General features: G+C 68.0%; 17 protein-coding genes and 3 pseudogenes. 13 read left to right on the top strand and 7 right to left on the bottom strand.

Annotated features, from left to right (window positions below; all coding sequences use genetic code 11):
- Nucleotides 1–90: 90 nt before the first annotated feature.
- The 6 genes and pseudogenes from ASV56_RS23980 to ASV56_RS14275 form a co-directional block, all read right to left on the bottom strand.
- The gene (locus ASV56_RS23980; RefSeq protein ID WP_062562713.1) at nucleotides 91–1,452 is read right to left on the bottom strand and encodes an outer membrane protein assembly factor BamD; all 1,362 of its coding nucleotides are present in this window, start codon (nucleotides 1,450–1,452) and stop codon (nucleotides 91–93) included.
- Nucleotides 1,449–2,528, bottom strand: a complete 1,080-nt coding sequence (locus ASV56_RS14295; protein ID WP_082724845.1) for a glycosyl hydrolase family 8 — start codon at nucleotides 2,526–2,528, stop codon at nucleotides 1,449–1,451. The genes ASV56_RS23980 and ASV56_RS14295 overlap by 4 nt, the downstream gene beginning before the upstream one ends.
- On the bottom strand, nucleotides 2,528–4,750 hold the full coding sequence (locus tag ASV56_RS24810) for a cellulose biosynthesis cyclic di-GMP-binding regulatory protein BcsB (RefSeq protein ID WP_062562712.1): 2,223 nt from the start codon (nucleotides 4,748–4,750) through the stop codon (nucleotides 2,528–2,530). The genes ASV56_RS14295 and ASV56_RS24810 overlap by 1 nt, the downstream gene beginning before the upstream one ends.
- A gap of 2 nt (nucleotides 4,751–4,752) precedes the next feature.
- Nucleotides 4,753–7,086, bottom strand: a complete 2,334-nt coding sequence (gene bcsA, locus ASV56_RS14285; protein WP_062562711.1) for a UDP-forming cellulose synthase catalytic subunit — start codon at nucleotides 7,084–7,086, stop codon at nucleotides 4,753–4,755.
- Nucleotides 7,083–7,793, bottom strand: coding sequence for a hypothetical protein (locus tag ASV56_RS14280; protein ID WP_156429181.1), 711 nt, complete (start codon nucleotides 7,791–7,793; stop codon nucleotides 7,083–7,085). Before ASV56_RS14280 ends, bcsA begins: the two co-directional genes overlap by 4 nt.
- Before the next feature lie 407 nt (nucleotides 7,794–8,200).
- Nucleotides 8,201–8,728: pseudogene (locus ASV56_RS14275) on the bottom strand (integrase core domain-containing protein); the annotation flags it as partial.
- Between the two features lie 50 nt (nucleotides 8,729–8,778).
- Between ASV56_RS14275 and ASV56_RS22885 the strand changes: the two are divergent.
- The 13 genes and pseudogenes from ASV56_RS22885 to ASV56_RS14225 form a co-directional block, all read left to right on the top strand.
- Nucleotides 8,779–9,159: pseudogene (locus ASV56_RS22885) on the top strand (transposase); the annotation flags it as partial.
- Entirely contained in the window at nucleotides 9,069–9,449 is a 381-nt protein-coding gene (locus tag ASV56_RS24920; protein WP_156429180.1) for a LysR substrate-binding domain-containing protein, read from the top strand. The pseudogene ASV56_RS22885 and the gene ASV56_RS24920, both read left to right, overlap by 91 nt.
- Nucleotides 9,450–9,495: 46 nt before the next feature.
- Nucleotides 9,496–9,678: pseudogene (locus tag ASV56_RS22875) on the top strand (IS66 family transposase); the annotation flags it as partial.
- A 93-nt stretch (nucleotides 9,679–9,771) separates the two neighbouring features.
- A complete protein-coding gene (locus ASV56_RS23640; protein WP_156429179.1) occupies nucleotides 9,772–9,975 on the top strand; it encodes a hypothetical protein in 204 nt (67 codons plus the stop codon).
- The gene (locus ASV56_RS14265; RefSeq protein WP_062562708.1) at nucleotides 9,972–10,652 is read left to right on the top strand and encodes a GntR family transcriptional regulator; all 681 of its coding nucleotides are present in this window, start codon (nucleotides 9,972–9,974) and stop codon (nucleotides 10,650–10,652) included. Before ASV56_RS23640 ends, ASV56_RS14265 begins: the two co-directional genes overlap by 4 nt.
- A gap of 18 nt (nucleotides 10,653–10,670) precedes the next feature.
- Nucleotides 10,671–11,663 carry a TRAP transporter substrate-binding protein gene (locus ASV56_RS14260; protein WP_062562707.1) on the top strand — a complete coding sequence of 331 codons (993 nt, stop codon included), beginning with the start codon at nucleotides 10,671–10,673 and terminating at the stop codon, nucleotides 11,661–11,663.
- A 103-nt stretch (nucleotides 11,664–11,766) separates the two neighbouring features.
- The gene (locus ASV56_RS14255) at nucleotides 11,767–12,270 is read left to right on the top strand and encodes a TRAP transporter small permease (RefSeq protein ID WP_062562706.1); all 504 of its coding nucleotides are present in this window, start codon (nucleotides 11,767–11,769) and stop codon (nucleotides 12,268–12,270) included.
- On the top strand, nucleotides 12,267–13,544 hold the full coding sequence (locus ASV56_RS14250) for a TRAP transporter large permease (RefSeq protein WP_062562705.1): 1,278 nt from the start codon (nucleotides 12,267–12,269) through the stop codon (nucleotides 13,542–13,544). Before ASV56_RS14255 ends, ASV56_RS14250 begins: the two co-directional genes overlap by 4 nt.
- Before the next feature lies 1 nt (nucleotide 13,545).
- Nucleotides 13,546–14,589, top strand: a complete 1,044-nt coding sequence (locus ASV56_RS14245; RefSeq protein ID WP_062562704.1) for an L-idonate 5-dehydrogenase — start codon at nucleotides 13,546–13,548, stop codon at nucleotides 14,587–14,589.
- A gap of 4 nt (nucleotides 14,590–14,593) precedes the next feature.
- On the top strand, nucleotides 14,594–15,757 hold the full coding sequence (locus tag ASV56_RS14240; RefSeq protein ID WP_062562703.1) for an alpha-hydroxy acid oxidase: 1,164 nt from the start codon (nucleotides 14,594–14,596) through the stop codon (nucleotides 15,755–15,757).
- Nucleotides 15,758–15,768: 11 nt separating this feature from the next.
- On the top strand, nucleotides 15,769–16,977 hold the full coding sequence (gene uxuA, locus ASV56_RS14235) for a mannonate dehydratase (protein WP_062562702.1): 1,209 nt from the start codon (nucleotides 15,769–15,771) through the stop codon (nucleotides 16,975–16,977).
- Nucleotides 16,974–18,428: a mannitol dehydrogenase family protein gene (locus ASV56_RS14230; protein ID WP_062562701.1), complete on the top strand. Its 1,455-nt coding sequence runs from the start codon at nucleotides 16,974–16,976 to the stop codon at nucleotides 18,426–18,428. Before uxuA ends, ASV56_RS14230 begins: the two co-directional genes overlap by 4 nt.
- A complete protein-coding gene (locus tag ASV56_RS14225; protein WP_062562700.1) occupies nucleotides 18,425–19,333 on the top strand; it encodes a sugar kinase in 909 nt (302 codons plus the stop codon). Before ASV56_RS14230 ends, ASV56_RS14225 begins: the two co-directional genes overlap by 4 nt.
- Before the next feature lie 615 nt (nucleotides 19,334–19,948).
- On the opposite strand, the gene ASV56_RS14220 is transcribed toward ASV56_RS14225, so the two are convergent.
- On the bottom strand, nucleotides 19,949–21,032 hold a 1,084-nt coding region (locus ASV56_RS14220; RefSeq protein ID WP_156429231.1), incomplete at its 5' end, for a TRAP transporter large permease subunit.

Raw genomic sequence — 21,032 nt, 5'->3', positions numbered from 1 at the left:
TGGACCCGGCATGCCGGGACGGGCCCGGGCCGGGAATGCATGCGAAACCGGGATACGAGGAAAACAACAGGGCGCCGGCGGCGCGCGGGGTCAGTTCCCCGCCGCCGCCCGCAAGCCGCGCCGGGTCTCGGCGGTGGAAAGCTCGCTGTTCAGGCGGCGGAACTCGGCCAGGGCGCGGGGCTGGTTGCCGGCGTTCAGATAGGCATAGGCGCGCAGGATACCGAGATCGCGGCGCAGCGAGCCGGTGACCTGCTCGATCGCGTCGAAATAGCGGATGGCATCGCGAAAGCGGCGGGCCTTGTAGGCGGCGACGCCGCGCTGGTCCAGGATCTGGCGCTCGACGTCGACGCGCTGGCGGCGGTCGAAATCGGCGGTAGCGGCGATCTGCGAGGCCGGCTCGCTCATCCCCAGCTTCAGATAGGACAGCGCCAGGCCATATTGCGCATCGCGGCGCTGCTGGGCGTTCAGCCGCCCCGCCAGCGCCGCCTTGAAATCGGCCATGGCGTCCATGGTCCGGTCCAGGTTGTAGACGCACCAGGCCCGCTCCAGCACCGTGCCGGCGGCCCGCGCCCCGGCGGTGCGGGCCGCGCATTGCGCCGGGCTTTCGCCGCGCCGCGCGCGCGGGACGGCATCGGTCTCGGCCCGTGCGCTGCGGCGGGCGGCGGGCTGGGGCGCGGGTTTGCTGGCAGGCTTCTCCGCCGCTACCTCGGCCTTGGGCTGGGCGGCCGAGGGCGCGGGCGCCGCGCCGCGCCCGGCCAGCAGCCGTTGCAGCACGGCATCGAAGCGCCCGGCCTCGGCCGGGAAGCGGCTCGAGACCTGGGCGGCCAGGCTGCGCAGCTCCGCCTCGCTCGCCACCGCATCGGCCTTTTCCAGGGTCGCGACCAGATCGCCCGGCGCGGTGCAGGCGCCCAGCACGGCGCGATAGGTCGCCAAAGCATCGGCCTTGGCCCCCGCTGCCGCCTGGCTCTCGGCGATGCGCCAGGCGTTGTTGATGCGGTCGCAGCGCAAGAGCCCCGGCGTCCGCGCCGCCACGCTGCGCGCCGCCGCGACATCGCCGCCGGTCAGGGCGCTGTCCAGCGCGCGCTGGCCCTCGGCCGTCTCCAGCTGCGCGGCCATGTCGGGCGGCGGGGTCCAGCCGGGATTGTCGCGCCGGGCGCGGGCCAGGGTCTCGCGCGCCTCGTCGGCCTGGCCCGCCGCGATCTGGCGATAGAACTGGTCGATCTCGGCCTGCGGCACCGGGTCGGCCACCACCTTGCCGGGCTCGGCCGGGGGCACCCATTGCGGATATTTCAGCCGCAGCCGGCGCAGCTCGGCCTGGGCCGCGGCATCGTCGCCCTGCTGGACATAAATGTTCAGCGCCAGCAGCTCTTCAGGCGGCGGCGCGGATTGCGCCAGAGCCGCGCCCGCCGGGGCGGCGATCAGCAGGGCGGCGAAAAGGGCGGATCGGATCATAGCGGCACGCATGTCGGATAGTGGGAAACCTGGGCCAGCAGCGCCATCATGTGCAGCGTCGCCGGGTAATAGGGCTGGTCCTTGGCAAAGGGCCGCATGGCCGAGCCGACCCCGCCCGGGCCAGAACCGGCCGCGGCGCAGGCCGCCAGCGCCGCCACGGCGCCATAGCCGGCATGGGTGCTGCTCTCGATCACCGCGCGGCTGTCGGGGACGAGGACGACCGGATAGGGGCCGCCCGGCGGCGCCTCGCCCGCCGCCTGCGCAAAGCCGCGCACGGCCGGCGACGCGGCCTCGCCCGACCACAGCGCGAACAGCGGCACGCGGATCGATTCGTAGCCCGCGTTCTGCGAAAAGCCCGAGGGCGGCGGCACCTGCCCAGCCGGGCCGAAGGCCACCCAGTCGGGCACCAGCCCGGCGCCCGCTAGCCCGTCGATCAGCCGCACGCCGTCGTCGGCAAGCTGGGCGAGCTGCGGCGTGCCGGTCGCCTGCGCCAGCTCGCGCATCGCCCGCGGCATGTAATAGGACGGGTTCACCACCACCCGCGCGTCGCTGCGAAAGCCGGCGGCGGCGGGCAGGAACAGCAGCCGGCCATCGTCGCCCGGATGCGGCGCGGTGCAAAGCCGCAGCAGGTCGCGCGCGATCGCGCCGGCCCGCTCGGTCAGTTCGGGGCGCTGCTGGCGCGTGGCGGCGATCGCCAGCCCCCAGGCCAGGAACAGGTCGCCGTCCGAGGCATTGTTGCGGTCCTGTACCTGCGGCGTTGCATCGGGCTGCCAGCGCCAAGCCATCAGCGCGTCGTCGCGGATGGCAAGGTTGCGCTGGGTCCAGTCCAGGATCGCGTCGAAGGCCGGCCGGTCGTCCAGCATCGCGGCCATGGCCAGGCCATAGCCCTGTCCCTCGGAATGGCTGGCGGCGTTCTGGAATCCGTCCACCACCCGCCCGTCCTGCGACAGGCAAAGCGATTTCCAGGCCTGCCACGAGGCGTCCAGCGGATGCGCGGGCGGGGCCGCGCCCTGCGTCGGGGGCGCGCCGGCCAATGCGGCGGCGCCAAGGCCCAGCAGAAGCGTCCGTCGGTTCATCAGCGCAGCCTCCGCTTGCGGTAAACGATCACGATGGCCAGCGCCGGCAGAACCGAAAGCAGACCCAGCCCCAAAAGCGCGCAGGCGAACAGGAACGGCGACCACGAGGCGTAATTACCCAGGATCGGGAACAGGTTCGCCGCCGTCACCCGCTCTTGCAGGCGCGGCAGCGCCACCGGGGACCAGAGCTGCCAGCTGCCGTCGTTGGACAACAGCGCCGCGCCGCCATGGCCCTGCCCGCTGCTGCGCAGCGCGTCGAGCGCCCGGCCGATGCCGCGGATCTGCGCATCCGGGCCCAGGATCAGCCCCAGCGCCTGCGGCTGGTCCGGGTCCAGCGCAATCAGCAGCGCATCGCCGCGCCGGCCGTCCAGCCAGTCCGACAGGTTTTCGCCCGAAGCCATAAAGGCCGATTTCCCGATCCGGTCGCCCAGCCGTGCCAGCCAGGCCAAGGGCGACCAGGATCTCGTCGGCTGGGCGGCGGGCTCGGGCGCGGCTGGCTCGGCCTCGCTCAGCCGGAAGGTGGGGGCGGGCTGGGCGGGGGTGGCGGCGGGGGGCGGCGCGGGAAACAGCGCCTCTTGCAGGGCGCGCAGCGACACGTCGGCCAGCGCGTTCGGCAGGGTGCTGAAATCCATCACCACCAGCGAGGCGGCGGGATCGGGTTGCGCTGCCGGGCGCAGGCTGGCGGCCAGCTGGGCGGCGGCAAGCTGCATCCGCGCGGGATCGGCCGCCTGCGGATCGGCCGTGACGCTTGGCGCGGACAGGCCCGACAGCGTCGCCGCCAGCCCCGGCAGACGCATCGCGGGCGAGCGCGGCACCGTCAGGCTGCTGTCCCGGGCGATCACCAGCATGTCGGTCTGGCGCGGCGGGCAGGCGATATCGGGCGGGTTGCCCGGCACCATCATCTCGAAGCTGAGCCGGTTCACCCCGGCATGCAGCAGCCGGGCGGCAAAACCCACCGGCAGGGGCGCCAGCAGCTTGCCGCCATCGCGGTCCAGCGGCAGCAGGCGCACGGTCTCGTCGTTCACCTTGACCAGCAGGATCGCACCCTGCGGCAGGTTGTCGGCATGGCCGTAATGCAGGTCCAGCCGCGCCTTCTGATTGGCCAGAAGCAGCCAGTCGTCGGGCAGGCGGAACGGGATGTCCTGCCGGAAATAGCGGGTATTGCCGACGATGTCGCCCTGCCCCAGCTGGGCCAGCGTCACCGGCTGGCCGGGGGACAGCAGCTCCGCATCCGCCTGCGGCGTCGCGGATGCCAGGGCCTGCAAGACCTCGGCCATGTCCGGCAGGGTGGCGTCGCGATAGGCGACGGTCATCACCGGCGCGCCGCTGCCATCCAGGCGATAGTCCAGTTGCGGCGCATCGGCCTGCACCAGCAGGACCGAGGCGCCGGGGCGCGGCGCCATGTCATAGGGGGTGCGGATCTGGATGAAGGCCTGCCCCTGCATCGCACTGCCCAGGGCATCGGTCAGCAGGCGCAGCACGGCCGGGTCGGTGCCTTCCGGCGCCAGCACGGTCAGCGGCAGGCCGGCGCGGACCTGCTGCTGCAGCGCCCGCGCGAAATCCTGCGCCGAGGGCGCCGCCGCCGCGCCGGTCAGCACCGCGCCGCTGCGGGCCAGGTTCAGCTCGGTCCAGACGGCGAAACTGGCGTCGGGACCACAAAAGACGCGATGCGGCTGGCGCAGCGCGATGCCGATGCGGTTGGCCCCCGGCTTCAGCGCTGCGGCGGGCAGGTCCACGGCCTGGAAATCGCCGAAGTTCCGCAGCGGCAGGTCCACCGGCGCGGCATCGTTCACCGTGACCTGCATCGCGGCCGTATCGGGCAGGATGTTGATGGCCGAGCGCAGGTCCAGCCGCAGCCCTTGCGCGGGCGCCGCATCCGCGGGCAGCTCCAGCGCCAGGGTGATCGCGGCCACCTCTCCGGTCAGGCGCAGGATGCCGGGCTGCGGCAGGCTGGCCCCCATGCGGATCTGGTCGGGCAAGGCGGAAACCGGCGCCAGGCCCGAGACATGCGCGGGCGCCGGCGCGGCCCCGGATTGCTCGGCCTTCTGGACGACCCCATCGCGGATCGCCGGCGCGACCTCGATGGCGGCCACTTCCGGCGGGTTGCTGCCTGCGGGGGCTTCGGGACCGGCTTCGGATGCGGGCTCGGGCAAGACGATGTCCTGCGCCAGGGCCGGACCCGAGAGCACCAGCACCGAAAGCAGCGCGGTAAGGCGCGCCATGCTCATCGCCGGGCCTCGATCTCGATGAAATCCTCGATCGGGGCGGGCATGGACTGGCTGCGATGCTCGACCGTGTCGAAATCGGCGCCAAAGGCCATCAGATGCGCCGGCCGGGCCGTGCGATGCGCGCTTTGCGCGACGCGGCGGCGGCGGGCCGGCTCGCGCAGGAAATCCCCCAGGGTGCGCGGGATCGAGGTCAGCATCAGCCCCAGGATATAGCCCAGACCGGCGATCAGCCCCTTGCCGCCTCGGGTTTCCTCACGCTGCGCGCGCCAGACCTCGCTGTCGCCGAAGATCATCTGCGCCACCGCCTCCTGCACGGCGACGGGCTGGTCGCCGACCAGGCGCAGGCCCAGGACGGTGCCCTCGCCCGCGCTGCTGGATAGCGCCAGCACCACCGCCCGCACCTCTTGCTCCAGATGCGGGGCATTGGCGAAAACCGGGCGAAAGGCGATCTCGTCGCCCTGGCGCACCATGACCGCGCCCACGCCGCGCGGGGCGTGATCCAGCCGCAGGCTGGCGCCGCTGGTCGAGACGTCCTGCACCGTCGCCTTGACCGGCGTCGCGCCCGAGCCGGCCCAGCTGGCCGTCGCCGGCAGGCTCAGGAACACGCGCGGCGCCGCGCGGCGCTGCTGCTTTTCCGAAACGGCGCGCAGCGACAGCGACACCATCAGCAGGTTGATGACCGCCCAGACCCCGACCACCGACAAGACGCTGCGGTCGCCCGGAAAGGCGATCCAGCGGATCAGCAGCGCCGCCACCCCGGCCAGGGTCAGCAGGAACAGCCCCAGCAAGGGCTTGTAGATCGGCGAGATGTAATCCTCGGCCAGCGTCTCGTCCTTGGCGGTGACGTTGAACTTGGCGCCGCGCGGCTTCAGCAGGGTGCGGAAGATCGAGGTGGCGAGATAGGGCGCCTGGGCGATCTCGTAGACCTCGGAGATCAGCGGCCAGCGATAGCGCGAGAAGATGGCGTTCTGCACCAGCAGGACCACGGCCATGTAGCTGAGCACATAGGCCATCGCCTCCTGGAAGGTGGTGACGACGATCTCGACCCCAAAGAACAGATAGGTCAGCGGCGCCAGGATATAGACCAGCCGGATCAGCGGAAAGAACCAGAAGGACATCGAGTTGATGTAGCACAGCCGCTGCAAGGGCCGCAGGCCGCGCCGGAACAGCGGGTTCTTCAGCACCAGCATCTGCACCATGCCCGAGGCCCAGCGGCCGCGCTGCTGGATGAAGGACACGAAGGTCTCGGGCTGCAGCCCGGCGATCATGGCGCGGTCAAGGTAAAGGCTGCGCCAGCCCTGCGAATGGATCTCCAGCGCGGTCTCGGCATCCTCGGTGATGGTCTCGCCGGCAAAGCCGCCGACGCTGTCCAGCGCCTTCCTGCGGATCACCGCGGCCGAGCCGCAGAAGAAGGCCCCGCCCCAGCGGTCGAGGCCGCGATGGATCATGCCGTAGAACATCTCGTTCTCGGGCGGGGATTTCAGGCCCAGGTTGCGCTGGATCGGATCGGGGTTGATGAAGTGATGCGGGGTCTGCACCAGGAACAGCTTGGGATCCTGGGTGAAATAGCCGACGGTGCGGGCCAGGAAATCGCGCGAGGGCACATGGTCGGCGTCGAACACCACGACCAGATCGCCGTCCAGCCGCGCCAGGGCCGCGCTCATGTTGCCGGCTTTCGCGTGCTCGTTCCGGGCGCGGGTCGAATAGATCACCCCCAGATCGGCGCAGAGCGCCTGCAATTCCGCCCGCCGCGCCCGCGCCCTGGCCGCCAGTTCGGGGTCGGGCGCATTGCACCGCTGGTCGGTGCCGCCATCGTCGCAAAGCACGACCCGCCGTTTCGAGGCCGGGTAGATCATGTTCTTGGCGGCCGAAAGCGTGATGCTGAGCATCTCGACCGGCTCGTTATAGGACGGCACCAGGATGTCGACGGTCGGCAGATGCTCGAGATCAACCTTGGGCGGCAGGCCGCGGTCCAGCGGGTCGGCGGTGATGAAGCCCCCCAGGAAGAAGACCAGGATCGAATAGGTCTCGACCGCCAGCAGCAGGACGGCACAGAGGAACGAGGCATTCAGCCCCGGATCGGGCAGCGTCGCGCTGACGCGCCAGAACCAGTAGCGCAGCACCACGATGCTGGCGACGCCGACCAGCGCCATGCGCGGCACGATGCTGCGCGCAAAGGGCTTCAGCAGCACGACCAGCGCCACCGCGAACAGGCCCAGCATCGCCTGCGCCGCGTCCGAGACCGGGATCGCGCTCAGCACGAAGACCGGGATCAGCAGCGCCAGCCACAGGACCAGCAGCAGCGTCGCAGGCAGCTTGCGGCGCGTCATGGCCGGCCCCTGGGCAACGCCACCACGCTGGCCGAGGGCGCGGCCAGGGGCGACAGCAGCCGGCTGCTGCCCTGCGGATCGCGCGCGATGGGCGCGACGCCGATGCTGTCGGCCAGAAGCGGCGCCAGCGCCTGCTGCTGGTCGCCGGGCACGCAATTACGCAGCAGGATGTCCATCACCCCCGCATCGCCGGGCAATTGCCGCATGCCCGCGTTCAGCCGCCGCATCCCCAGCACGCAGGTCGCACCCCCGACCGTGCGCGTCGCCCAGAAATACGCGCCGACGCCGTCGTCGCCCTGCACCAGATCCCCCGAGGAGAGATCCGCGAACGGCTGCGGCAAGCCGCCGAAGCTGTCCACCAGGCTTTCGAACCGCAGCCGGCCAAAGCCCGAAACGACATTGCGAGTGCGCAGCATGACCAGGTTATCCCCCGGAACCGCGGTCGCATTCGCCAGGCCGATGCGCTGTTCAAGCCCGTTGCCCAGGTCGCGCTGCAGGACGCTGCGCATGTCAGGTGCGTTGATCCAGGCCTGCGCGGGCGAGAGGCTGGCAAAGGGCGTGCGCTCGCGAATCTGCTGGGGCGTCAGCGACAGATCGCGCATGTCCGACACGCAGCCCGCGCCCGCCATGGCCACAAGCAGCGCGCCCAGGCCCATGGGCCTGCGCGCACAACGCAACATTCTGGTCAGGATCGGGGCAGCTTTCATTAACATTCCTTGGCATGGCCCGCGCGGAGCCTGCCGTTCACTTCGGGCACGATGTGGGAATTGTTAACAGGACACGATTTCGCGCAGAGATTGTGCGTCAATCATCGGCGAAGGCAACCCGGTCCGCGCATCGGCTGCCGCTTGTCAGCCGATAGTTGCTGATTTGGCGCAGCCGGAGAGGCTTGCCGCCAGTTCCAAGGGACACCATCACCCTCGCGTCGACCGGGCGGATATAAAGGCTGATAGAGCCGGCGCGTCCCGAGCGCGCTGGCAAATCTGCGAACCTGCCGGTGTGCGGGTTCGGGGCACGCATTTTTTTAGCATGAAAGACGCTCGGAGCGCTGGGGATGGCTCCTGGTGCGGCGTGGGGTAATCCTCCCCGTTTTAACGGGGCTTGATCGTAGAACTCACGCGGCCATTTTCAGCTTCATGGCGGGTGTAACCCCGCCGATGCCCATGTTGGGGCGTTCATTGTTGTAGGTCCATAGCCATTCGGTGGCGATCTGCTGCACCTCCTCGATGGTTTCAAAGATGTAGAGGCCCAGCCATTCATGGCGAACCGTCCTGTTATAACGCTCGACGTAAGCGTCCTGCTGGGGCTTGCCGGGCTGGACATAGGTCAGGGCGATGCCCTGCTTCTCGGCCCAGGTCATCAGCGTGGAACTGACGTATTCGGGGCCGTTGTCGACTCTGATCGCCAGAGGCTTGCCGCGCCATTGGATGATATGGTTCAGGGACCGGACGACCCGCTCAGCTGGCAATGAAAAATCGACCTCGATGCCCAGGCCTTCGCGGTTGAAATCGTCCAGCACGTTCAGCAGTCGGAACTGCCGCCCATCGACCAGCCGGTCCGCCATGAAGTCCATCAACCAGACCAGGTTCGGCGCCTCCGGCACGGCCAGTTCCTCGGGCTTCTCCCGTTTGGCCTGCTGCCGGTTTTGTGGTCACGAAGATAAGATGGTGACCAAGGACCTGGAGTGCAGATATGACAAGACGGAAGTTCAGCCGTGAGTTCAAAGTCGAGGCGGTCAGGCTGGTAACGGACCGTGGCGTTGCGGTAGCGCAGGCGGCCCGTGATCTCGATGTTGCGCAGAGCGTGCTGCGCCGCTGGATGCGGGAACTGACCGCAACCCTGCCGCAGCATTCCCCGGGAACGGGCAGATGCGGGCCGATCTGTCCGAGATTGCAGCTTTGAAGAAAGAGGTCGCGCGGCTGCGTGCGGAGCGTGACATCTGAAGAAAGCTGCGGCTTTTTTCGCGCGCGAGGCGATATGAGATTCGCCTTCATCGCCAAACACCGCCACATCTGGCCGGTCAGCTGGCTCTGCGAGGTTCTAGAGGTCTCGCGGTCCGGCTTCCATGCCTGGCCATCATCAGCATCGACCTGATCCGCGATGCCGCGCTGGAAAGGCACGGGCTGGCCTATCTGCCGCTGGATCAGGTGCAGCACGATCTGGACGAGGGCCGCCTGGTTCGCGTGCTGAGCCGATTTACTTCCGACCTGCCGGGCCATCACCCCTATTACCCGCACCGCCGCCATGCCTCGTCCGTCTTCACCCTGCTGGTCGAGGCGCTGCAACGCCACTGGATATTGGACGGCATCGATATCGATGCGATGGTCCGCCATCCGGTGCGGCAGTATCGGCTTGCCGGCTGAGACCCCGGCTGTTGACACAGCGTCAGGGGCCGGATTCAAGCATGGGATGAATCGACCAGGCAACCCGATCGCTGAAGAGTTGATGGCGCAAATAGCCGCGCTGCGGGCGGAAAACCGGCAGCTCTGCGGACGCATCTTCAAACTTGAGGACGAACTGGCGCTTGCGCGGCTGCATCGTTTTGCGCCGCGCAGTGAAAAGCGTGTCGATCGCATCTTCAACGAAGCTGAACAGGTTCCGGACCGTGGATGTGATCGACTGGTCTTCCCCCTGAAAAGTGGCCCTCCCTGAAGTAGGCTATTTGGCCTGAGAGAGGGCGTTTGCATGCACAAGCCCGAGGAGATCGTCGCGAAGCTGCGCCAGGTCGATGTTCTGCTGTCACAAGGCCGCTCGGTTGGCGAAGCGGTTCGCACGATCGGCGTGACGCAGTTTCCAACAACCTCGGCATGGTTCGGGGCATCAAACGCCGGCGAAATATTTACTAGTATGCAAGTATGCTATATAACCACGCAAGGGAGAGAATCATGACAGCGCAGCCGAACCTCGACTTCACTACCGCGACGGCGCCGCAGGTCTATGACTGGCTGCGGGACGCGATCCTGCGCGGGGAACTGGCGCCCGGCGCTCGGCTCAGCGAGGTCGAGATCGGCAAGCGCATTGGCGTCAGCCGCCAGCCGGTGCGAGAGGCCTTCATCCGCCTGACTACCGAGGGTCTGGCCGAGGTGCGCCCGCAGCGCGGCACCTATATCAGCCGGATTTCGCTTTCGGCGGTCCTGTCGGCGCGATTGATCCGCGAGGCGGTCGAAAGCGACTTGGTGCGCATGGTCGCGCCCGAACTCGGCGACGACGCCCTGGCGCGTCTGGATCAGGAGATGGCGGCGCAGCGCCAAGCCGTCGAGGCGGGGGATTCCGACACTTTCGTCCAGCTCGACGACAGATTCCATAACCTGCTCGCTGCCTTGGCCCAGCAAGAGGCCGTCTGGGTCGTGCTGGAGGGGTTGAAGTCGCAGATGAACCGGCTGCGCTATATCACCGCCCGCACCTTCGACATCCAGAAACTGATCGGCCAGCACGCCGACATCGTCGAGGGCCTGCGCCGGCGCGACCCGGCCCTGGCGGAACAGGCCATGCGCCATCATCTCCGCGAGCTTCTGAACGACCTGCCCGAGATCGCGCGCAGCCGTCCCGAACTTTTCATACCCTGACACAACCTGGAGGAGAATATGACCAGACTGAATCGCCGCCAATTCACGGCTTTGGCCGCCGCCGGCCTGATCGCCGCCCCTGCCCTACGCGCCTCCGCCGCCGGTGCCGAGGTCACGCTGAAGCTCGGGCACCTCGCCAACGAACAGAACAGTTGGCACAAGGCGTCCGTGAAATTCGGCGAGGAGCTGGCCCGGCTGACGGAAGGCCGCGTCCAAGTCCAGGTCTTTGCCAACGAATCGCTGGGCAAGGAAATCGACCTGATCAACGGGATGCAACTCGGCACCGCCGACATGACCATCACCGGCGAAAGCCTGCAAAACTGGTCGCCGATGGCGGCGCTGCTGGCCGTGCCCTATGCCTATCCCACGCTGGAAAAGATGGACCAGGTCGCCTCGGGCGAGATCGGCAAGCAAATCGAGGCCGACATCCTCGCCAAGGCGCAGATCCGGCCCATCGGCTATTTCGCCCGCGGCCCGCGCAATGTCACGTCCAACCGCGAGATCAAGTCACCAGCCGACCTCAAGGGGTTGAAGCTGCGGGTTCCGAACGTGCCGCTTTTCGTCAAGACCTGGGAGGCGCTTGGCGCCGCACCCACGCCGATGGCCTTCGGCGAGGTCTTCACCTCATTGCAGAACGGCACCATCGACGCGCAGGAAAACCCGCTGGCGCTGATCGAATCGGCGAATTTCAACGAGGTGCAGAAGTTCCTGAACAAGACCGAGCATGTCCGGTCCTGGATCTACCTGACCATTTCGGAGCTGAGTTGGGCCAAGCTGTCGGAAGCCGACCAGCAGGCCGTGCTGGAGGCCGCCAAGACCGCGCAGGCCCATGAGCGCGAGCTGTTCCTGGCCGACGAGGAGCGGCTGGCCAAGGTGCTTCAGGAGAAGGGCATGACCTTCGTCGACAGCGACAAGGCAGCCTTTGCCGCCGCCTCGCGCGACGCGGTCCTGGCCAATGTCGCGCCCGAGATCAAGTCGGTGGTCGAACAACTCTTCGCCGCCCAGGGCTGAGCCCTTCCACGACGGGCGGCCGGGACAGTCCCGGCCGCATCCATTTCCCCCGGGCCGGCTCGCGGCGGCACCGGCAGCGAGGCTATATGCCAAGGAGGAGGACATGACCGCGATCATGCAAACATTGCGCATCGTGCTGCGCATCGGCACCGGGCTGTCGTTCCTGGTGCTGATCGGCGCGGTCACGGTGCAGGTGGTTGGACGCAGCTTCGTTGGCAGTTCTCCGGTATGGACCGAGGAGCTGACCCGCTTCGCGCTGCTCTATCTGGCCGGCTTCGGCACCGGGCTGGCGCTGTTCACCGGCGACCTGGTGAACGTGGACCTGGTCAGCGAGGCGACGCCCGGGCGCTGGCCCTGGGTGCTGCGGCTGGTCTCGGCGGCGCTGGTGCTGGCCTTCTGCGTGCCGCTGATCGGGCCGGCGTGGCGCTTCACGCAGATCGGCGCGATCCAGACCTCGCCGGCAATGGGCCTCCCGATGAACTACGTCCACGGCAGCGTCTTCCTGCTGCTGGTCATGTTGGCCGTCGCCGCAGCGCTGCGCATCGTCGGAATGCTGACCGGCGCCACCGACGGCAAACCCGAACATCTGGTGGGAGAAAGCGAATGAGCCTTGCAATCCTAGGTATCACCTTCGTCCTTGGACTGATCATCGGCATGCCGGTGGCGGTCACGCTGGGCCTGTCGTCGCTGGCCTATCTGCTGATGCAGGGCATCCCGCTGGTCGTGGTCCCGCAAAAGATGTTCGCGGGCATGGACAGCTTCGTGCTGCTGTGCATCCCGGGCTTCATCCTGGCCGGCAACCTGATGAACGGCGGCGGTATCACCGGCCGCATCATCCGCTTCGCGCAGGCCATGGTCGGCTGGATCCGGGGCGGGCTGGCGCAGACCAACGTGGCCTCGTCCATGCTGTTCGGCGGTATTTCCGGCACTGCGGTGGCGGATGCGGCTTCGATCGGCGGCATGATGATTCCCGGCATGAAGAAGGCGGGTTACCCGGCCGATTTCTCGGCCGCGGTCACGGCGGCCTCGTCCACGGTCGGGCCGATCATCCCGCCCTCGGTGCCGATGATCATCGTCGGCTCGCTGTCGGGGATCTCGGTCGGCAAGATGTTCATCGCCGGCGCCATCCCGGGCGTGCTGATGGGGGTCGCCATGATGGTGACGACCTATATCATCGCCGTGCGCCGCGACTTCCCGCGCCAGGCCTGGCAGGGCTGGGGGGAACTGGGCTCGTCCTTCCTGGGCGCGTTCTGGGCGCTGGCCATGACAGCGCTGATCGTCGGCGGGATGCTGACGGGTTTCGTCACGCCCACTGAAACGGCGGTCGTCGCCTCGATCTACGCCATCATCGTCGGCGCCTTCGTCTATCGCGAACTGCCGCTGTCCAGCGTGCCCAAGATCGTCGTGGACAGCGCCGTCGGCTCGGCCGGCATCCTGTGCCTGGTCGGCACCGCGAACGTTTTCGGCTGGATCCTGGTCAGCGAGCATATTCCGCAGATGATAGCGGATTCGGTGCTGTCGATCACCACCAACAAGTTCCTGGTGATCCTGCTGATCAACATCGTCCTGCTGCTGGTCGGCATGTTCATGGAAACGATCGCCGCGCTCATCATCCTGTTCGTGCCGCTGCTGACGCTGGCGCAGGGCGTGGGGATCGAGCCGCTGCACTTCGCGGTCTTCATGGTGTTGAACCTGATGATCGGCCTGACCACGCCGCCGGTGGGGATATGCATGTTCATCTGCGCCAATATCGCCCGGCTGCCGCTGGGTCCGGTGATCCGCGCGCTGGTGCCCTATATCCTGACCAACATCATCGTGCTGCTGCTGGTGTCCTATATTCCGGCGATTAGCACCTGGCTTCCTTCGCTGATGGACAAATAGGATGACGCAAGAAATCTGTTGCCGCCTTCACGCGGCCCATGATCTGCGGGTCGAGCCCCTGTCCCAGCCCCAGCCGCAAGAGGACGCCGCCCTGGTCCGCGTCCTGCGCGGCGGTATCTGCGGGTCGGACCTGCACTACTACCATGACGGCGGCTTCGGCCCGATACGCGTGCGCGAGCCGATTATCCTGGGCCACGAGGCCGCTGGTGTGGTGGAAGCCGCGCCAGACGGTTCGGGGCTGCGCGCCGGGCAAATGGTGTCGCTGTCGCCCTCGCGTCCCTGCGGGAAATGCGAATACTGTCTTGCCGGGCAGGAACGGCACTGCCTGAACATGCGCTTCAACGGCTCGGCCTATCGATTCCCGCATGAGAACGGCTTCTTCCGCACCCGGCTTTATCATCCGGCCAGCCAATGCCTGCCTCTGCCCGAAGGCGCAACCGCCGAAGCCGCCGCCGGGGCCGAGCCGCTATCGGTCTGCCTTCATGCGCTGAACATGGGGCCAGACCTTGCGGGACAGCGCGTGCTGATCACGGGCACCGGTCCCATCGGCGCGATCTGCACCGCGCTGGCCCGGCTGCGCGGCGCGGCCGAGATCGTGGTGACGGATGTGCAGGATTTCACGCTGGACGTCGCTCGCCGCATTGGCGCGGACCGCGCGATCAATGTCGCCGATGATCCCGAGGGGCTGGCCGACTACGCCACCGGCAAGGGCCGCATCGACGTGGTGCTGGAATGTTCGGCCAATCCCCATGCCATCGCACAGGCCATCGGCGTGACGCGTCCGCAAGGCACGGTCGTCCAGATCGGCGTGGGTGGCACCCTGCCCTTGCCGCTGAACCTGATCGTCAGCAAGGAGTTGCGCTTCGTCGGCACCCACCGCTTCGACATCGAATTCGCCGAGGCCGTGCGGATGATCGGCGCGGGCGAGATCGACCTTGCGCCCATGGTCACGCAGGTCATCCCGGCGGCCGAGGCACAGCGCGCCTTCGACCTGGCGGCCGACCGCGCGCAGGCGGTCAAGGTGCAGCTGGATTTCGGGGCCTGAACCGATGCCGGTCATCACCGAGATCGAGGACCTGCGCCGCCTTCACCAGCGGCGCGTCCCGCGCATGTTCTACGATTATGTCGACGTCGGGGCCTGGACGGGAGCCACCTATCGCGCCAACCGCGCCGATTTCGAGGCGATCCTGTTCCGCCAGCGTGTCGCGAAGAACATCGAGGCGCGCAATCTGGCCTGCACGATGATGGGCCAGCCGGTCTCGATGCCGGTCGCGCTGGCGCCGGTCGGGCTTTTGGGAATGCAGCACCCGGACGGCGAAATCCACGCCGCCCGCGCGGCACAGGCGGCGGGCGTGCCCTTCACGCTGTCCACCATGTCGATGTGTTCGCTGGAAGACATTGCCGAGGCAACCCGCGCCCCCTTCTGGTTCCAGCTCTATACCCTGCGGGACGAAGAGTTCCTGGACGCCATCCTTGACCGCGCCCGTCGGGCGGGGGTCACGGTTCTGGTGCTGACGCTGGATCTGACCATTCAGGGCCAGCGGCACAAGGACCTCAAGAACCGCATGACCGCACCGCCGAAGATGACGGCCGCGAACTTCATCAATATCGCGCTGCATCCACGCTGGGCCTTGGGAATGCTGGGGACGAAGCGGCGCAGCTTCGGCAATATCGTCGGGCACGCCCGCGGCGTGGACAGCCTGGGCGACCTGATGGATTGGACCTCGCGCCAGTTCGACCAGCGCCTCGACTGGGGGCGGGTCGAGCAGATCATCCGCAAATGGGGCGGGCCGGTGATCCTCAAGGGCATCAACGACCCCGAGGACGCCCGCCGCGCCCTGGACACCGGCGCGCAGGCGATCCTGGTCTCGAACCACGGCGGGCGCCAGCTTGACGGGGCACCATCGACCATACGCGCGCTGCCGGCGATCCGCCGCACGGTCGGGCCGGACTTCCCGCTCTACCTCGACAGTGGCATCCAGTCGGGGCAAGAAGCGCTGAAGGCCATCGCCACGGGTGCGGATGGGGTCTTCATCGGCCGCGCCTTCACCTATGGCCTGGGTGCAATGGGCGAAAAGGGCGTGGAAGCCGCGCTGGCCATCATCCGCCGCGATATGGACATCACGATGGCGCTGTGCGGCGTCAACGACATCAAGGACTTCGGCCCCGGCTGCCTGTGGTCCGACAACCTCGGCGCTCCCGCCTCGACATAAAGGAAAACGACATGCGACACACTTGGCGCTGGTTCGGTCCCAAGGACCGCGTTTCGATCGACGACATGATGCAGGCGGGGGTTCAGGGCGTGGTCACCGCGCTCCACCACGTCCCCACCGGCATCGTCTGGACGCCCGAGGAGATCCGCAAGCGGCAGGACCTTCTGGCGGTGATGGCCGACGGCGCGCCCTCGGGCCTGAAATGGGAGGTGGTCGAAAGCCTGCCCGTCACCGAGGCGATCAAGACCCAGACCGGCGACTGGCGCGCGCATGTCCAGAACTGGATCGCCTCGATGAAGAACCTGCGCAACGCGGGCATCGAGGTGCTATGCTACAACTTCATGCCGGTGCTGGACTGGACCCGCACCGACCTGGCCTGGCGGCGGCCGAACGGCGCGCGCTGCATGCGCTTCGATTTCACCGATTTCGCGACTTTCGACATCCATATCCTGAAACGCAAGGGTGCTGCCGACGACTTCCCCGAGGAAATCCGCGAGGAAGCCGCCCGTCGCTTCGCCGCCATGGACGACGCGCGGCGCGAGCAGTTGGCCGGCAACGTGGTCTTCGGCCTGCCGGGAGCGGCCGAGAATTTCAGCCTGCAAGACGTGCGCGACCTGCTGGAGACCTATGCCCCGGTGACGGATGCCGTGCTGCGGGCGAATTTCAACGCCTTCCTCGAACAGGTCGCCCCCGTCGCGCAGGACATCGGGATGCGGCTCTGCTGCCATCCCGACGACCCGCCCTTCGGCCTTCTTGGCCTTTCGCGCGTCATGTCCACCGAGGCCGATTATGTTGAGCGCATGGCCGCCGTGGACCTGCCCGCGAACGGGATCACGCTGTGTTCCGGCTCGCTGGGCGCGCGGCCCGACAACGACTTGCCCGGCATGATGGAGCGGCTGGGCGAGCGCGTGCATTTCCTGCACCTGCGCAACGTCCGCCGCGACAGCGACGCGATCCGGGGATCCTTCTTCGAGGACGAGCACCTGGGCGGCCAGACCGACATGGTGGCGCTGGTCGCCGCCGCGCTGCGCGAGGAAAGGCGCCGCCGCGAATCCGGCCGGGCCGACTGGAACATCCCGATGCGGCCCGACCACGGGCAGGACATCCTCGACGACATCGGCCGGGGCGGCCAGCCCGGCTATCCCGCCATCGGCCGCCTGAAGGGGTTGGCCGAGTTGCGCGGGGTCGAGATGGCGCTGAACCACGGGGCCCGGATATGAGCCCGCGCCTGACCGGGCTTTCCGGTCTGCCCTCTGCCGTGCGGCGCCCCGGCTATGACCGCGCGGCGCATGGTTTCGGCATCCTGCACCTGGGTCTTGGCGCGTTCCACCGCGCCCACCAGGCGATCTATACCGACGACGCGCTGGCCGCCGAGGGCGGCGACTGGCGCATCCTTGGCGCGAACCTGCGCAGCCGCGACCTGCCCGATGCGATGAATGCGCAGAACGGGCTTTACACGGTGCTGGAACGATCGGAACAGGACCGGGCGCGGGTGATCGGCGCGCATGGCCCGGCCATCGGCGGCGATGCGGCAGCGATCCTGCGCACGGCCTGCGATCCGGGCATTCGCATCGTCTCGCTGACCGTGTCGGAAAAGGCCTATGGCATCGACCGGGCCGCGATGGACGCCGACATCGCCCATCCGGCGGTCGCCGCCGACTTGGCCTGCACGCAAGCGCCGCAGGGCGTGCTTGGCATCCTCGTCGCGGCGTTGGCCGCGCACCGCGCCGCCGGGACCGCGCCCTTCACGGTGCTTTGCTGCGACAACCTGCCCGACAACGGCGCGCTGCTGCGGGCAGGCGTGCTGGGCTTCGCCCGCCGCTCGGATCCCGCGTTGGCGGAATGGATAGCGGAAACCGTCGCCTTTCCCGCGACCATGGTGGACCGCATCACCCCGGCGGTGACCGGGCGCACGCTGGCCGATGTCGAGACCATGACCGGCCACCGCGACCTCGCCTGCGTCGAGTCCGAGTCCTTCAGCCAATGGGTGATCGAGGATCATTTCCCCCAAGGCCGCCCCGCGTGGGAGGCCGGCGGCGCCCAGTTCGTCCGCGACGTGCGCGCGCATGAGGCGATGAAGCTGCGGATGCTGAACGGCAGCCATTCGCTGATGGCCTATGCCGGGCAGATCCTGGGCCAGCCCCATATCCGCGAGGCGGTCGCCGACCCGATGCTGGCCGCGCTGGTGCGGCGCCATTTGCGCGCGGCGGGGGCGACGCTGCCACCCGGGGCCGGGCTGGACGTCGCGGCCTATGCCGATGCCCTGATGGCCCGCTTCGCCAACCCCGCCATTGCGCACAAGACCAGCCAGGTGGCCACGGACGGCACCGAGAAGCTGCCGCAGCGCTGGTTCGCCCCCTCGGTCGAGTTGTTGGCGCGGGGCGGCGATCCCCGCCCCTTCGCCTTCGCCACCGGGGTCTGGCTGGCCTGGCTGGCCGGGCTGGCCAGCCGCGACGAGGCCCCGGACGACCCGCGCGCCGCGGCCCTGCTGGATCTTGCCCGGCGCGCGGAAGGCGACGACGCGGCGCTGGTCGCGGGCGTGCTGGCCCTGCCTGGCCTCGCCCCCGAGGCCTTGCGCGCCGGCGCCTTCGCCGACACCGCCCGCGACACCCTGTCCCGCATTCGGGCCAAGGGGCTGAGCGCCGTCATGCAGGCCGAGTTGGCGGCATGAGCGGGCGCATCCTCTCAATCGGCGAGGCCATGGTCGAGCTTTCGGGCGCGGGCCAGCCCGACCTCTGGCGGCTGGGCATCGCCGGCGACACGCTGAACACCGCTTGGTATGTGCGCCGCCTGCTGCCCGAAAGCTGGCAGGTCGCCTATTGCAGCCGGGTCGGGCGCGGCGAATTCTCGCAGCGGATGATCGACTTTCTTGCGACCGAAGGCATCGACGCAAGCCATGTCAGCCGCGATCCCACGCGCGAGATCGCCCTTTACGCGATCTCGCTGAAGGACGGCGAACGCAGCTTCAGCTATTGGCGCGACACCTCGGCGGCGAAGCGGCTGGCCGACGATCCGGCCGCGCTGGCCGAGGCAATGCGGGACGCTGACATCGCCTATTTCTCGGGCATCACGCTGGGCATCCTGCCCGAGGCGGGGCGCACGGCGCTGCTCCATGCGCTTGCGGCGGCGCGCAAGGATGGCACGCAGGTGGTCTTCGACCCGAACCTGCGGCCCCGGCTGTGGCCCGATGCCACGACCATGCGCCGCGAGATCGAAGCCGCTGCCGGCATCGCCGACCTGGTCCTGCCCAGTTTCGACGACGAGCGTGATTTCTTCGCCGACGTCGATCCGCAGGCCACGGTGGCGCGCTACCTCGCGCATGGCGCCGGGCAGGTGCTGGTCAAGGCCGGCGGCGGCCCGGTGCATTACGGCGGGCGCGAGGGGGCCGGCGTCATCGACGGCTTGCCGCGTGAGGTGCCTGTGGACACAACCTCGGCGGGTGACAGCTTCAACGCCGGCTACTTGGCCGCACGCCTTGTGGGCGTGGACATTCCCGAGGCGATCCGCCGTGCCCATGACCTAAGTCGCAAGGTGATCCGCCAGCGCGGCGCCCTGGTCCGCGAAGCTTTCACATAGGAAGGCCGAGATATCGGCCACGCAACGGAGACGGCCGGGTCGGGATGTTTCCTGTCCGGCAGCCCGACCCGAGCGCCTGGTATGCCGAGTGAACGTGCTGCAAGGAAACTAGCGCCGCACATAGGCAGATATTCCTTTCCAAGAGGACCACCTGCCGTTCGATGATCGACTACAGCGCGGCTGTGGCGGGGGGCTGTTGCTTGTCTCTCACAGCGAGGTTTGTGGCGCGGACAACGTAGCGTGCAATTCCGGAGGACAGCCCGGTATGGGCGCCGACAGCCGCGAAACGTCGGGATAGGCGCGCGCCGGGATCACGGCTACTGCTCCGCCTGCCGACAAGCCGGGGACGAAAGCGGCCGTACTGGAAAGTCAAGAATCCTGAGTGAGCAGTAATTCGCGGCAACATATCATTGTTGACGCGGCTTCTCCGAAGACGAAGTATCAGCGAGCCCGGGATCTGGCACATGATGACTAGGGTCACCTTACCAGATGTCCGCAAAGGCACGGATCAACGACAGGCATTGCCTGCCTGATGCTGTTGTTCGAGGTGCGGCTATTTCACTACTTGGGCCGATGCAGAGTGCATCCCGGACCGGCCGCTTCAAATCCCCCGCGTCATGCTGCAGACGCTTGCCCCGGACCGGTGCGTTCCGCGAAATATTGCCGCAAAACGACCAGGCCGAGGATTGCCGCACCGATTGCGGTAGAGATCATCTCCGGCGCGATCATCATCAGCGCTGCGATGGGCAGAAGCATTCGCTCGACCAGCAGCAGCGGTCCAAGAAGCCAGTTCGTGATCGCTGCCGACAGGGCCACAATGCCCAGTACCGCGCCGGTGAAGGCCAGCAGGAAATCGGGCAGCGTGAAGGATTGCGTCACCAGCAGCAACGAGGGCGAGAAGACGAAGACGAAGGGCACCATGGCCTTGCCCATCGACAGCCGGAAGGCGGTGTTGCCGGCCTTGAAGCCGTTTGCGCCCGCGATCCCAGCGCCGGCATAGGCCGCCAGCGCCACTGGCGGCGTCACGTCGGCCAGAACGCCGAAATAGAAGACAAAGAAATGCGCCACCAGCGGTTCGACATTCATCATGCCCAGGACGGGGGCGGCCACGGCGACCATGATGATGTAGTTTGCCGTCGTCGGCACGCCGCAGCCCATCAGGACGCAGACCACCGCCGTCATCAGCAGGGTGAACAGCAGCGTCAGCGTCTGGATGCTGAACAGCTCGAACGGCAGGCCGGCCAGCAGCCCGTGCAGCCCGGCGGCCCAGTTCGCCGCGACCGAGGTGACCATGAAGGCGATCTTGAAGCCCACGCCGGTCAGGGTGACGATGCCGATCACCACGCCGACCAGCGCCGCCGCCGCCGTTACCGCCAGTGATTGCCGTGCGCCAGAGACGAAACCGTCGTAGATGCCGGCGCCGGTTTCCCTGATTCCCTCCAGTATGCCGGCCGCCATTATCCGCTGGATCAGATAGACCGCCATGCAGGCGGTGATGGCCCAGAAGGCCGACAGGAAGGGTGTGCGGCCGGACATCAGCATCCACACGAGCAGCACCAGCGGAAACACCGACAGCCAGCCCTCGCGCAGGACGTGCCACGCCTTGGGCAGCTCCTCCTGGCGCAGGCCGCGGATGCCGAGGATGCCCAGGTATTCGACCATCAGGAAGGGCACTGCCCCCAACACCGGGGGGGTGGTC

Source organism: Paracoccus aminovorans, from assembly GCF_001546115.1.
Taxonomy (GTDB): domain Bacteria; phylum Pseudomonadota; class Alphaproteobacteria; order Rhodobacterales; family Rhodobacteraceae; genus Paracoccus; species Paracoccus aminovorans_B.
This window is presented reverse-complemented; position numbering and strand designations above follow the sequence as displayed.

Excerpts from the sequence above, each read along its gene's own strand:
- ASV56_RS23980 (WP_062562713.1), bottom strand. The coding sequence starts at position 1,452 with ATGATCCGATCCGCCCTTTTCGCCGCCCTGCTGATCGCCGCCCCGGCG.
- ASV56_RS14265 (WP_062562708.1), top strand. The coding sequence starts at position 9,972 with ATGACAGCGCAGCCGAACCTCGACTTCACTACCGCGACGGCGCCGCAG.
- ASV56_RS14260 (WP_062562707.1), top strand. The coding sequence starts at position 10,671 with ATGACCAGACTGAATCGCCGCCAATTCACGGCTTTGGCCGCCGCCGGC.
- ASV56_RS14255 (WP_062562706.1), top strand. The coding sequence starts at position 11,767 with ATGACCGCGATCATGCAAACATTGCGCATCGTGCTGCGCATCGGCACC.
- ASV56_RS14245 (WP_062562704.1), top strand. The coding sequence starts at position 13,546 with ATGACGCAAGAAATCTGTTGCCGCCTTCACGCGGCCCATGATCTGCGG.
- ASV56_RS14230 (WP_062562701.1), top strand. The coding sequence starts at position 16,974 with ATGAGCCCGCGCCTGACCGGGCTTTCCGGTCTGCCCTCTGCCGTGCGG.
- uxuA (WP_062562702.1), top strand. The coding sequence starts at position 15,769 with ATGCGACACACTTGGCGCTGGTTCGGTCCCAAGGACCGCGTTTCGATC.
- ASV56_RS14240 (WP_062562703.1), top strand. The coding sequence starts at position 14,594 with ATGCCGGTCATCACCGAGATCGAGGACCTGCGCCGCCTTCACCAGCGG.
- ASV56_RS14295 (WP_082724845.1), bottom strand. The coding sequence starts at position 2,528 with ATGAACCGACGGACGCTTCTGCTGGGCCTTGGCGCCGCCGCATTGGCC.
- bcsA (WP_062562711.1), bottom strand. The coding sequence starts at position 7,086 with ATGACGCGCCGCAAGCTGCCTGCGACGCTGCTGCTGGTCCTGTGGCTG.
- ASV56_RS24810 (WP_062562712.1), bottom strand. The coding sequence starts at position 4,750 with ATGGCGCGCCTTACCGCGCTGCTTTCGGTGCTGGTGCTCTCGGGTCCG.
- ASV56_RS14225 (WP_062562700.1), top strand. The coding sequence starts at position 18,425 with ATGAGCGGGCGCATCCTCTCAATCGGCGAGGCCATGGTCGAGCTTTCG.
- ASV56_RS14280 (WP_156429181.1), bottom strand. The coding sequence starts at position 7,793 with ATGAAAGCTGCCCCGATCCTGACCAGAATGTTGCGTTGTGCGCGCAGG.
- ASV56_RS23640 (WP_156429179.1), top strand. The coding sequence starts at position 9,772 with ATGCACAAGCCCGAGGAGATCGTCGCGAAGCTGCGCCAGGTCGATGTT.
- ASV56_RS14250 (WP_062562705.1), top strand. The coding sequence starts at position 12,267 with ATGAGCCTTGCAATCCTAGGTATCACCTTCGTCCTTGGACTGATCATC.